The following is a 13,383-nucleotide window of genomic DNA, read 5'->3' on the forward strand; positions in this document are numbered from 1 at the left end:
CAAGCTGATGTTCTCTCAGACTGACGCACCTTCAGGCTGACCCTTGCGTACTCGGTATGCAAAAGCCCTCATCCGGTTCCGGATGAGGGCTTTTTGTCGTGGGGCTCAGGTTTAAAATCTAGGCCGCCAGGCTTTTCATGATGACCGCCAGGCTGACTTCAGGCCCAGGGCTCGAGCACGAACTTGCCCACGTGACCCTTGCTCAGAAACTGTTGTTGCGCAGTAACAATCTCGGTCAATGGGAAGCTGGCCGCGATCAGCGGGCGAATCTCACCTTGCTCCACATAGCGGATCAGATTGGGGAAGGTGGCTTCACACCAGGCAGTGGTGCCGAGCAGGCGCAGGTTCTTGAGGTACAGGTCGCGCAGATCCAGCGTCACCATCGGGCCGGCGATGGCGCCGGTGGTCACCAGACGGCCGCCGCGTGCAAGCAACTTCATCATGACCGGAAAGTTGTCGCCCGCGACATTGTCGACCACCAGATCGACGCTTTCGTGGCCCAGCAGCTCGAGCAGGTCGGCCTTGCGGTCCAGTAGTCTGTCGGCGCCTAGTTCGGCAAGGGCCTCATGCTTGGCGGCGCCCGCTACGGCATACACCATTGCGCCGCGGCGCTTGGCCAGCTGCAACGCGGCGGAACCGACTCCGCCCGAGGCGCCCAGAATCAGCACACGCTCGCCCGCCTTGAGCTCTGCCTGTTCGAGCATGTTTTCCGCCGTGCCGTATGCGCAGGGCAGCGAGCCAAGCTCGACATCACTCCAGTCACAGTCCACCGCGAACACTTCACTGGCGCGCACGCTGACGAATTGCGCGAAGGCGCCGTCGAAGTCGGAGCCCATCCATTCATTTTCCAGTGAGTCCCAGCCCTCGCTGCGCATGCAGGAGCGTACCAGCACGCGCTTGCCCAGCAGGCTGGCATCCGCATTCGGGCCCAACGCCACCACCTCGCCACAGCAATCCGTGCCCTGTATCAGGGGGAAGGGCGTCTCTCCCTTCCAGCCACCTTCCGGCGGCGCCGGTTTGTCAGTCGTCGCCTCTGCATCCCCGTTATCATGCACGCTGCTGGCCTGCTGGGTCGCGGTAGTGATCGTGGAGGAATACCAGCCCAGACGCGTATTGATCTCGGTGTTGTTCATGCCAGCCGCCAGCACCTTGATCAGCACCTCGCCTTCACCGGGTGTCGGCACCGAGCGCTGCTGCGTCTCGAGGCATTCATAGCCCCCATGGCCGGTGGTCACGATCGCCAGCATGGAGTCGGGCAGAGAGGAGGTCGAGGTGTCAGTGGGCATCAGTATTCCCTTTTTTCAAAGTATGTATTTCGTGCGGTCAAAGAATGCATTTCAAGCAGTGTGTGCCAACAGTGTGCCAACAATGTCATCGAGTCTCTTGTCGTCGAATCCCTGTGAGCGATCAAGGGTACACAACGAGGTAGAGCATACGTTCTACTTATCAGTCATTAGATTGGGGCACCGCCGTCATTTGCAAGTCGACAGACGAGGTTCTTCTCCTGATGGTGCATACAGCGTAGCCAAGCCTTGCGTGTAGCAGGCTCGTGGCTGGGTGACGTTGTCTTGAACGAAACAACCCCGCCAGGTGGCGGGGTTTTCAGAGCAGGGCATCCATGCGTCATATCAGGGTGACGTTAAATGCCCTAGCTCAGCTGGAGTTCCGAGCGGTAAACGACTCGGCTTCCTGAGGCTAGCTAAGCTCGGTCTAGCCAAACTCAATCTGGAAAAGCTCAGGCTGCGAAGTTCTGTGCAGCGAATTCCCAGTTGATGATGTTCCAGATGCTTTCCAGGTACTTCGGACGCGCATTGCGGTAGTCGACGTAGTAGGCGTGCTCCCAGACGTCGACGGTCAGTAGCGGAGTCTGACCAGACTTGGCGATCGGGGTGTCAGCGTCGTCAGTGTTGACGATTTCCAGCTCGCCCTGGGCGTTCTTGACCAGCCAGGTCCAACCGGAACCGAAGTTGCCAGCGGCGGAAGTGTTGAAGGCTTCCTTGAAGTCAGCAACGGAGCCCCACTTGGCCACGATGGCGTCTGCCAGCGGGCCGGACGGCTCGCCACCACCATTCGGGGACAGGCAGTGCCAGTAGAAGGTGTGGTTCCACACCTGAGCTGCCTGGTTGAACAGACCACCCTGGGCGCTCTGGATGATCTCTTCGAGAGATTTTTCCGCGTCAGCAGTGCCTTCGACCATGCTGTTCAGCTTGGTGACGTAGGCTTGGTGATGCTTGCCGTAATGGTACTCAAGGGTCTCGGCAGAGATGGTCGGCTCGAGTGCGTTCTTTTCGTACGGCAGTGCTGGAAGTTCAAATGCCATGGGGATCAGCTCCTTTTCCTCACCAATTGGGTCGTACTCTGCCTTCGTGGGGCTTGGGGCTGAGTATTTCAATGCCTGACCTGCCATCGCGTGATGGGAGAAGGTCAGACAAGCACAGACTCAAGCTCCGCGACCAGCATCACTCCCGGCCCTGAAACTGGCCACCCGCTCAGGCAGCGGGCAAGGGCGAAAGTGCATGACTCGCCGTGCATCCTTCATGCCGTGGCTACGCGCATGAAATGTGCAATCAGCGTGAAAAACCTTGTGAATCCAGATAGCTACGAAGACAGAGGCTGCGCGTATCGCAGTGTCTGGCACTATAGCACCCAGACACCAACAGGCCAACGCTGGTGGGCACTGACCGCGGGATCCTCTCAAGCGTCTTGCAGGGCTCGCGTGCATTGCCAGGCTTTTGCCATATTCCTGCCATTCTGCCCTCGATGACGCGCCGTGGCGGGAACCTGATGAGATGACCGAGGTCAGCTGTTAGACTCGATTTCCTGTACGTGAATCGTGACTTATCTTTTGCAGAACCTGCATTACTGTATTTTTATACAGTAATGCGAAAAAGCGCACTTCCGGTCGTCTTGCGTCGCCCTGAAGATGCTGCACTGAACCTTTCGCTGCTGATCGTTTGCCGGACCTGGAGCCAGAATGCGGCCGCACAACGCTGAACCGTCTCTCAATGACTCACCGGACGATGCGCTGGTCGCGCGTCCCAACGATGCGCTTGGCGTGCATCACACTCGTCCCCCCGCGCCCAGACGCTGGCCGACGTGGCTTTGCCTCCTTGTCCTGGGGGGCGTGGTGGGCTGGCAACAGTGGCAGCTGCATAACCTGCAGACCCTCGGGGGCGATCAACGCGATCAGCTCGGCGCGCGAGTCAGCCAGCTCGAACATTCCGTGGCCCAGCTTGAGCAGCAGGGCGATGAGCGCCTGAGCGAACTGCGTGATGCACTGGGTGAGCAACTCAGCGCCCTGGACAGCCAGTTGAATGACACTGTCCTGCCGGCGCTGACCACTCTGCAGGAGGACAAGGCGTCCCTGTCGAGTGAGGCCGTCGCGCGCCTCGAGACGCTGGAAGACAAGGTGGCGAAGGACGCGGATGACGCTCAAGCGCGTCTGACCGCCATGGACGAGGCGCTTGATCGCCTGGATGGTCGCGTCACGACGCTTGCCCAGACAGGTGATAATCAAGCGACCCTGATCACGGCGCTGCAAGGCTCGATGGCGGCGTTGGAATCCCTCAGCCGTGATGGCCGTGCAGCGCTGGGCGCGCGTCTGGATGCCCAGTCGGCCACGCTTGAGCACCTCGAGCCGCTGGTGGACAAGACCTCCAGCACTCTGGACACGCTGACTTCCCGCATCGAGACCTTGCAGAGCGATATTGAGAGCGACAGCGCCGAGCAATTGGCCTCGCTCGAGACACGCCTCACGGCACTCAAGACGGACCTAGCCACGCAACAGACCCAGACGCGTGACTTACAGCAATCCCAGCAGCAACTGGACGAGACGCTGAAGGCACTGCCGGAGCCGGTGGCCACCGCTGATGGCGATGAACTGGCCAGCAAGCTCACGGGCCGCTTCGCGCCGCTTGACGAATTGACAGCGCTTGAGAGCGCGCAACGCTCACTGGACTCCCAGCTGGGTGAGCTGCGCCGTCAGCAGACAGCGCTCAGTGCCGGCCTGGAAGCCAGTTCTCAGAGGGCGTCAGAGGACACGCGAGAGCAGTTGCGCTCGCTGGACGCCAGCCGCCGTCAGCTGAGTGGCCGTGTCGCGTCGCTGCTGGGCCAGGTATCTGAGCTGGAACAGCGCGTCAGTCGACTGGAACGTCGCTGAGCCGGCGTAGCAGAGACATGGGTGGCGTTACCTGAGTATCCGCGACACAAGACCCGACGATATGGCGTGGCCCGCCATCCAGGTAGGCCATGTGACACGCCCCGTGATGACCGAGCGCCGCACGACATGATGAATGGGAACAATGGACAGTGCTTTCCACCAGCACTCAACAAAGGACGAATCATGAGTGGCGACAACAAAGAGTCTGCTCGAGCGACCGGGACGCGCGTTTTGCCGCATCGCTATCTGACGCCGCTGATCGTGTGTGGCGGATTGTGCTTCGCGCAGCAGGCGCTTGCGATCGATGCCGCCGTCAAGGGCGTCAAGGGCGCGACGGCCACTAACGTGGTCAACTTCCTGGCCGGGATGACGCTTGAGGGCGATGCGCCGGCCGAGCGCTATGAGGATGAGATCATCCGGCGCACTCAGGAAGCGCTGCAGGCCTTCGGTTACTACGATGCCCAGATCACGCTCAGCTATCCCGAGAAGGGGCTGCTGGGCGGCGATGATGTGGTCGTGACGGTGGATGCCGGTGAGCCGGTCACCATCGAGACGCTGGAGCTGCGACTCGAGGGCGACGCTGCGCGCGACAAGGTCATGAAGAAGGTGCTGGCCGACGCCGACCTCGAGGAAGGCGATGTGCTGCGTCACTCACGCTATGACAGCCTCAAGTCGACTCTGACGTCGCTCAGCCTCGAACGCGGCTATTTCGACACCTCCTTCTCCCAGCAACGCATCGAGATACGCCCCTGGTTGCACTCTGCACGCATCTATCTGGTCATGCAGAGCAGTCAGCGCTACCGCTTCGGCGATATCACCTACCGCAACAGTCAGATAGAGCTGGATCGCGTCAAGGCCATGCAGCCGTTCGAGACGGGTGATTATTACGAAGCCGGCAAGTTAACCCAGTTCAACCAGCGGCTGAGTGAGGCTGGCTGGTTCCGCTCGGCCGCGATCAAGCCGCAGCTGAGTTCCGATGCCAACCTGGCGACCACCAGCCCCGACAGCGAGATCGAGACGGGCGAAGGCCATACCTCCTATGCCGAGGCCAAGGGCTATGAGGGCTCCTGGCTTGCCGATGTCCAGGGAGTTGATACAGGGGGAGCTGACGCCAGCTCGGACTCGACGGCCTCGTCCGCAAAGGCCGCAGGCAAGTCGTCTGCCGGGCAGGCGTCTTCGGTGGCGGACTCTCAAGTAACGGGCACTCAGCTAGCAGATGACGCCACACCGATGTTGACTGCCGATGCCCTGGAGGCTGCGGTCAAGACGGCCAACGGCCCCGTCATTCCGGTGGACATCAGCCTGATTCCCGCCGATCGCCACAAGTTCGAGACCGGTATCGGCTACGCGACGGATGTCGGGCCACGGCTGCAGTTCAGCTGGGAGATGCCGTGGGTCAATCGCTATGGCCATAGCCTGACCAACAGCCTGTTCCTGTCCTCGCCGGAACAGACCTTCGAGGGCGAATACCGCATGCCGCTCGAAGACCCGCTCAAGGATAGCTATGTTCTCGAGTACGGGATGTCGAACACCGACGATGAAGATACCGAGAGTCTCGAGACCACCGCGCGCTTCACCCGCGAGTGGAAGTTCGACAATGGCTGGACCCAGCGCGTGTTCTTCGGTTCCACCTATGAGGACTACACCCAGGCGGACGAATCCGGGGCCGTGCTGCTGCTGTATCCCGGCGTGAGCTGGAACCGTACCCGCACACGTCCCAAGACCTTCCCGATGTGGGGCGACCGCCAACAGCTGACCTTTGAGTACGGCGATCAGATGTGGGGCTCGGACGTGACCTTCCTGCGCTCCCAGTTCAACACCAACTGGATACGCTCCATCGGCGACAACCATCGTTTCGTGGCGCGCATGGGCGTCGGGCACGTCGATACCGACAACTTTGATGACATGCCACCTTCGATGCGCTTCTTCACCGGGGGTGACAACAGTGTGCGTGGCTATTCCTACGAGACACTCGCGCCGGAAGATGATGACGGCGATCTGGAAGGCGGTAGCTCATTGCTCACCAGCAGCCTGGAATACGATTACCGCCTGACCGGCGACTGGTGGGGTGCGACCTTCTACGACGCCGGTAACGCCTTCAATGGCTGGGACGCACTCGAGCTCAAGACAGCGGCCGGCATGGGGATTCGCTGGATCTCGCCGGTAGGGCCGATTCGTCTCGATATCGCCCATCCCTTCGATGACGATGACAACGATTACCGTATTCACTTCTCGATCGGGCCGGAATTCTGAGCGGCTCGCATCTCTTGAGCGAGTGTCGTGCGGATCAAGCGCCAGCAAAGGACCATCAGCTGAGCGGGTGAGCTGATAAAAAAGATATGGAGATGTTGGAATTGTCTAATCCCTATGTACGTCGGGGCGGCCTGGTCATCCGGTTGCTGATATGGCTGCTCGTGTTCCTGATCGGGCTGACGATGCTGCTGGTCGGGGGCGTGCTGTCTCCGTGGGGCACCGGGCTGGTGCTCGATCAGGCGCGCTCACGTGGCTTCATCGATTACTCCCAGGCCTCCGGCTCACCGCTGGAAGCGCTGTCACTCAAGGACGTCTCGCTGGACCTGCCGGGGCTGACCGTCAATGCCGACTCTCTGTCGTTGGCTTGGGGCGAGGACTGCCTGCTCAAGGGCAAGCTGTGTCTCGAGTCGCTGGAGTCCAGTGGTCTCGCGATCACCCTGAGCGATAGTGGAGCCAGCACTGAACCGGAAGCGGAGAGCAGTGAGAGTCTCAACGTGCCCATCGTGGTGCCGATTCCCATCGAGGTGCACAAGGTCGCCATTGATGACTTCGCCCTGGCGCTGGCGGATGGCAGTCGCGTCACCTTCGATCATTTCCATACCTCGGCCACGCTGTCAGTGAGTACGCTGACGCTGGGCGAGACACGCCTGATCACCAGTCGTTTCATTCCGGCCGATGCCGCCGCGGCTCAAACGGCGTCAGATTCCGTCAGTCTCGAGGGTGTGAGCATTACGTCTGAGGCTCAGCAAGCGGCGAGTGCAGTGATCAACGCTCAGGACGTGGCGTCTCAAGCCGAGAGCGCCGCCAAGGCCATCACGGATGAGGCTGCAGAAGTGTCTGGCAAGACTGCAGCTGAAACCACGGATCAGACAACACAGGCCGGGCGCATCGCCTTGCCGGAAGTCTATGTTCCGCTGACCATCGAGGTTCCCGATCTTGCCATTGAAGACTTTGCGCTCGAGGGGCCAAGCCCGTATGAGGTCAGCCGCCTGTCGCTGGCGCTCAAGACGGAAGGGCATGACATCACGCTCTCACGTCTCGAGGTCGACTCGCGTGATGTGAACGCCGATCTCGTTGCGCAAGTCACCTTGAAGGACGAGTATCCCCTGAGCGCCACGCTCAATGCCGAGACCCTGATCGACCCCGTGCGTAATGAAAAGCTGCGTCTGTCTCTGGAAGGCTCGCTGGCGGATCTTGAGGCTTCCCTCAAGGCCGACGGTCCTCTGGCCGCTGAGCTTGTGGCCAGCGCGGATGTACTGGACAGTGATCTGCCCTTCGAGGCACGCCTGAGCTCCGAGCGGATCACCTGGCCCTTTGCTGCTGTCTCTGATGACACCTCCGCGGATGCGCAGAAAGGCGCTCAGACAGCGACGCAAGCCAACGCTGGAAAGAACAAGACTGCCTCCGCTGGCGCTACCTCCTTCACGCCTGACTATAGCGTCGAGAATCTGGCGCTGGTCGCCAAGGGCTCATTGTCGGGGTATACGACCACACTGGACGCCATTATCGAGGGGCGTGACATTCCGCGGGCCACCTTGTCATTGGCTGGCGACGGCGATCTCGAGCATTACCGCTGGCAGCCGCTCCAGATCGCGCTCAAGCGTGGCACCGCGACCACCCGTGGCGAGATTCATTGGCAGGAAGGGATCGAGGTCGCCGCCGAGCTGGCTCTCGACAAGCTGCATCCCGAAGACTTGCTGCCAGCCCCGACCGGGGGCGGACAGAAAGCCGTGCGTGGTGAGCTTAGCGGCAATCTCGTGGCCAGCTTCAATCAGCCTCAGCAAGGCCCGTGGGCCATCGATGTCAGCAAGCTGGATATCCATGGCACCTTGCTCGAGCGTCCGCTCACGCTGACCGGCAAGCTTGCAGGCAATGCCGACATGCAGTGGAACGTCGACGCGCTTGAGCTGCGCCAGGGGCAGAACCGGCTGAGCGCCAATGGCAAGATTGCCAAGACCATCACCCTGGCGGCCAACATCGATTTCCCGGCGCTCTCGACCCTGATGCCGGATATCGCGGGTGAGCTCAAGGGCAAGATCGATGCCTCGGGCACTCTCGACAAGCCTCAGCTGGCCAGCAACTTCACCGCACGACGCCTGCAGATCGGGGAGAACCGTATCTCCGACATGGCGCTGTCGGCCGAGGTCGATGCTCGCAAGCGAGGAATCGATGACCCGGCACTGGATATCGCTCTGAATGCCGATGATGTGAGAGCTGGCGGACAGCAGATCGCGACCGTCGCGCTGACGCTGGGAGGCTTCCTGAGCGATCACACCCTGCAGTTCGATACCGAGATGGCCGGTGAGATGCCGCTTTCTCGTCTGGGGCTGACCCTCAAGGGTGGGCTCGACAAGGCGCGTGAGCATTACCGCGGTGCGCTGTCTCCGCTGACGGCGAATACCGATTTCGGGGACTTCAACTTCGACACGCCGGCGAGCTTCGATGCCAATCTCGCCAAGGGCAGCGTGCTGGTGCAGCCGTTCTGCCTGAGTCGTGAACAGGGCGGCCAGATCTGTGTCGCCGAGCCATTGAGCGCGGGCAATGACGGTCAGGCCGTGGTGACTCTCGAGGGGATTCCGCTGGACATGGCCCAGAGCGCCATGCCGGAGAGCTGGTCCATCGGCGGTGCCACGGGCGGCAAGATCACGGCAAGCTGGAAGCAGGGTGGCCAACGCTGGAATGCTGATGCCGAGCTGGCGGGCAAATTGACGCTGGCCGGCGAAGACGCCGACGGCAATGCCTGGTCATTGCCCGAGACCACCCTGCAACTGGCGCTTGAGGCCACGCCCGACAAGGCCGATCTCGATACCCAGATTCGCCTCGACAGCGCCGGCGGCATCGGTCTCACCGTGTCGGTCCTCGACCCGGCAGGCGCAGGTCAGCTGGATGGCTCGTTGGCCATCCGCGACATCGACCTCTCGCCGTACCGTCCGCTGGTGGCAGGCATGACTCAGCTGGAAGGCAAGCTGGCGGGTGACGTCGAGGTCGGCGGCAACCTGAACCTGCCGTCGTTGACCGGGCCAATTGCGCTGACCGGCGTCAAGGTGCAGGGCGACGGGCTGCCGGTGTCGCTGTCGGATGCCCAGTTCACCGTCGACTTCGATGGCAACAGTGCCGATATCGATGGCTATCTGGTGGGCAATGATGCGCGCTGGGGCATCGATGGCGAGGCGGCGTGGCCGACGCTTGAGGACTGGACGGCGTCATTGAACCTTGACGGCGCGAAGAATCCGCTCGAACTGCATATCGCCGGAATCGGGCGTATGCGCGTCGCGCCGGACCTTGCGATCAATGCCAGCCCCACGCTTCTCAAGCTGCGGGGTGACGTCAAGGTGCCGTGGACACGCATCGAAGTGGATCAGGTGCCGCCGTCTGCCGTGTCACCTTCCAGTGACACTGTCATCATCGAGCGCCCCAGTGATCAGGACACCTCCAATCCGGCCGAACTGGCCGATGGCAGCGATACCGCCAAGGCGCTCAACGAGGCAGGCATGGCGCTGGACGTGCGCATCGGCATCCATATCGGGCCGGATGCGCGTCTGGAGGCAATGGGGCTCAAGACCAAGCTCAGAGGTGATCTTGATGTGCGTCAGTCCAAGGGTGGCGTGCAGGTCTTCGGTGAGGTCAATCTGGTCGACGGCACCTACAAGAGCTTCGGGCAGGACCTGCAGATCAGCAAGGGGCAGGTCTTGCTGGCCGGACCGCCCTCGAGCCCGCGTCTGAATATCGAGGCGATCCGTGATCCTGACAACACAGAGGACGACGTGACCGCAGGGGTGCGTGTGACCGGACTTGCCTCGTCGCCCAGCGTCGAGATCTTCTCGGACCCGTCGATGGATGAATCCTCGGCACTGAGTTATCTGCTGCGCGGTGAAGGTCTGGACAGCGACACCAGCAGTGATAGTGCGGTCACATCCGCCTTGATCGGCATGTCGCTGGCGCAAAGTGGGCAGGTGGTCGGCCAGATCGGGGAGACCTTCGGCGTGCGCGACCTGAGTCTGGATAGCTCCGGCAGCGGCGATGACAGCCAGGTGGTGGTCAGCGGCTATATCGCCCCGGACCTGAAGCTCAGTTACGGTGTCGGGCTGTTCTCGCCGATCGCGGAGCTGACGCTGCGCTACAAGCTGTTCCGCAATCTGTATGCCGAAGCGGTGTCAGGCACGGCGCAGGCCGTGGATCTGCTCTACAGCTTCTCGCTGGGTCGCAGCGAGCTGGCGCCCAGAGTCGGCAAGGACAGATGACACGTCAGGCCAATTGATTGCCGCAGATTCAGCCCCCCATCGACAGGTTCGGTGGGGGCTGTCTCGTTATGGTGGGGGCGGAGAACTCGTTTCAGAAGGTGCTCTAGAGATCGTGACCGACAGCGCCCGACGCTGACGGTCACGCAGTACAGCAACGCTTGATCTTCTTGCCGCTGCCACAGGGACACAGGCTGTTGCGCCCCGGTGTCAGTGTCTGCCACTCGGCATCACCGTCGACATAACGCCAGTGATGGCCATCGTGATGAAAGCGGCTAAGTTCCTGCAATTGTTGAAACTTTCCCTGTTCGAAGAAGGTGGCATGAAAGCGTACCATGCCGGTATCGGCGTCTTGTCCGCTATCCAGAATCTCCAATGCCAGCCAGTGCGGGCCAGCACCTTCGAGATCGGCGCGTGCCGGGCAATGGGCCGGGTCCCAGCTGTCGATCAGGAAATCGCTGAGCGACAGGCAGAAGGCACTGTAGCGGGCACGCATCAATTGCTCGGGGCGTTCGGCGAGGGTGATGTCAGCATGAATCGGCTGACAGCAATCGACGTAGCGTCGCGCCTCAGTACTATTGGGCTGGCAGGGGCAGATTTTGGGGGGCAGAGATGACATCATTGAACCTATACACGATTGCACGACGCGACACAGGAGAGAGTCCGCCATGTGGATAACGGAAGATAAGCAGACCATTCCTTCAGCGCAGGACAGCTTGCCAGGGCGCAGTGAAGCGGTACGCATCAGCGGCGTTCATCACGTCAATGGCCGCTCGATTGTACCGCCCTTCGACAGTGAGTGTGAGGAGATCGTGCTGGGACTGGGCTGCTTCTGGGGAGCCGAGCGCCTCTTCTGGCAGCTGCCGGGCGTCAAGGTGACGGCGGTCGGTTATGCCGGTGGCCATACACCGAATCCAACCTATGAAGAGACCTGCACCGGCAAGACAGGCCACACCGAGGTCGTGCGTGTGATCTTCGACCCGACGGTGATCGGCCTGCCTGAGATCCTGCGGGCCAGCTTCGAGGCCCATGACCCGACACAGGGCATGCGTCAGGGCAATGACATCGGCAACCAGTACCGCAGCGCGATCTATTACACCCGCGAAGACCAGCGCGCCATCGTCGAGAAGAGCATGGCCGACTACCAGCAGGCGCTGGATCAGTCCGGTCTCGGCCGCATCACCACAGAGGTCGCACCGCTGCGCGAGTTCTACTACGCCGAGGAATATCACCAGCAGTATCTAGCCAAGAATCCAGGCGGCTACTGCGGTCTGAAAGGCACGGGAATCAGCTGTCCCATCGGCTGACAGCCTGGCACTGACGTCATGACAGGCAGGACATGGCTGCCTTGAGACTGTGCTGAGAGTGTCGCTGAGAAACACGAAAGCCTCATGGTAGCCGCGAAGTTCACGGTCGCCATGAGGCTTTTTTCTGTCTGGAGCAGCCTTCGGTCAGGCGCTGCGATGCACAGTGTCAGCGGTAGCGCTGTCGGTCCTGCTCGGCTTCTGCAAAGCGATCGATCCACTGTACCAGGGCGCCATCGCCGGTGACATTGCACGCCGTACCAAAGCTGTCCTGTGCCAGATAGAGCGCCATCATCAGGCCGACGGCGGCGGCATCGAAGCCGAGCAGGCTCTGCAATACGCCCACCGAGGTCACCGCGGCCCCGCCGGGCGAGCCGGGCGCGGCAATGATGGTCACCCCCAGCGCGGCGATGAACGGCAGCAGGGTGGTGAGCTCGGGCGTTGCCAGTGAGGGAGTGACCAGCATCACGCCAATGGCGCACACGGTCAACGTGATAGCACTGCCGCACATGTGGATGGTGGCCAGCAACGGCACCGCAAAGCTCGCCACGGATGGGGAGATATGATTGAGGTGCATCTGGCGCACGGTAACCGGAATCGTGGCCGCGGAAGACATGGTACCGGCGGCGGTGAAGTAGGCGGGCAGCATGTGGCCCAGCGCCTTCATGGGCGAGCGACCGGTGCTGGTGCCGCTGGTGACGTAGAGCAAGCTCAGCCACAGCCAATGCAAGGCCAGCGCCAGCAGCAGGATCATGCCGAAGCTCTTGAGGGTATTGGCGACCGTGCCCGCGATCGTCATTTCGCAGAACAGGCCGGCGATATAGAACGGCAGGGCAGGAATCAACGCCTTGGCGATGAAGCGCTCGACGATGTCACGTCCACCGTCGGCCAGCTGACGCATGCCGTCATGCTCGGTGGCGGAAATGCCGATACCGAACAGGAAGGCCGTCACCAGCGCGGTGCTGATATCGGTCAGTGGTGGAATATCCAGCGTGAAGTAGGGGCTCAAGTGCTTGACGGCATGACTGACCGGCAGCTGGTCATGTTGCACGATATGCGGCACGACCTCCAGCCCGACGATACCTGCCAACAGCCCTGCCAGCGTCGTCGAGGCATAGGCCAGCACGATGGTCATGGTCAGCAGACGGCCCGAGGAGCGCTCGAGGCGTGCGATCCCGCTCATGATGAAGAACAGGATGATCAGCGGAATGGCATATTCCAGCAGTTCACCAAACAGCACCTTGAAGGTCAGCAAGGCGCGAACCAGGGATTCGGGAGCCCATTGTCCCAGCAGTATGCCAGCCACGATGCCGAGCACCAGGCGAAAAATCAGGTTCATTATCAGGCCAGTAGAGTCTTGAACGTAGGATGGGCGCGCAGTCTACCATTCTCACTGAATCGTGACAGTGATCCGTGTCACCCTTCACAT

The 13,383-nt window shown here is 61.4% G+C and carries 8 protein-coding genes; 4 read left to right on the top strand and 4 right to left on the bottom strand.

The window, feature by feature from the left end; translation table 11 throughout:
- Nucleotides 1-158: 158 nt before the first annotated feature.
- Nucleotides 159-1,286: an alcohol dehydrogenase family protein gene (locus tag AC5WNI_RS08360; protein ID WP_217485808.1), complete on the bottom strand. Its 1,128-nt coding sequence runs from the start codon at nt 1,284-1,286 to the stop codon at nt 159-161.
- A gap of 449 nt (nt 1,287-1,735) precedes the next feature.
- Nucleotides 1,736-2,320, bottom strand: coding sequence for a superoxide dismutase (locus AC5WNI_RS08365; RefSeq protein ID WP_043334256.1), 585 nt, complete (start codon nt 2,318-2,320; stop codon nt 1,736-1,738).
- A 654-nt stretch (nt 2,321-2,974) separates the two neighbouring features.
- Here AC5WNI_RS08365 and AC5WNI_RS08370 point away from each other — a divergent pair.
- The 3 genes from AC5WNI_RS08370 (at nt 2,975) to tamB (ending at nt 10,653) form a co-directional block, all read left to right on the top strand.
- The gene (locus AC5WNI_RS08370; protein ID WP_175088761.1) at nt 2,975-4,159 is read left to right on the top strand and encodes a coiled-coil domain-containing protein; all 1,185 of its coding nucleotides are present in this window, start codon (nt 2,975-2,977) and stop codon (nt 4,157-4,159) included.
- Nucleotides 4,160-4,342: 183 nt separating this feature from the next.
- Nucleotides 4,343-6,412 carry an autotransporter assembly complex protein TamA gene (tamA, locus tag AC5WNI_RS08375; protein WP_175088762.1) on the top strand — a complete coding sequence of 690 codons (2,070 nt, stop codon included), beginning with the start codon at nt 4,343-4,345 and terminating at the stop codon, nt 6,410-6,412.
- Between the two features lie 92 nt (nt 6,413-6,504).
- Nucleotides 6,505-10,653, top strand: a complete 4,149-nt coding sequence (gene tamB, locus AC5WNI_RS08380; protein ID WP_175088763.1) for an autotransporter assembly complex protein TamB — start codon at nt 6,505-6,507, stop codon at nt 10,651-10,653.
- Between the two features lie 139 nt (nt 10,654-10,792).
- Here the strand turns inward: tamB and AC5WNI_RS08385 are convergent, their stop codons facing one another.
- Nucleotides 10,793-11,146: a YchJ family protein gene (locus AC5WNI_RS08385; RefSeq protein WP_487885539.1), complete on the bottom strand. Its 354-nt coding sequence runs from the start codon at nt 11,144-11,146 to the stop codon at nt 10,793-10,795.
- Nucleotides 11,147-11,318: 172 nt separating this feature from the next.
- Here AC5WNI_RS08385 and msrA point away from each other — a divergent pair, with 172 nt between their 5' ends.
- A complete protein-coding gene (gene msrA / locus AC5WNI_RS08390; protein ID WP_175088765.1) occupies nt 11,319-11,957 on the top strand; it encodes a peptide-methionine (S)-S-oxide reductase MsrA in 639 nt (212 codons plus the stop codon).
- A 166-nt stretch (nt 11,958-12,123) separates the two neighbouring features.
- On the opposite strand, the gene AC5WNI_RS08395 is transcribed toward msrA, so the two are convergent.
- Nucleotides 12,124-13,293: a dicarboxylate/amino acid:cation symporter gene (locus AC5WNI_RS08395; protein ID WP_175088766.1), complete on the bottom strand. Its 1,170-nt coding sequence runs from the start codon at nt 13,291-13,293 to the stop codon at nt 12,124-12,126.
- Nucleotides 13,294-13,383: the final 90 nt, after the last annotated feature.

The organism is Cobetia sp. PDI-12MA (assembly GCF_059507695.1).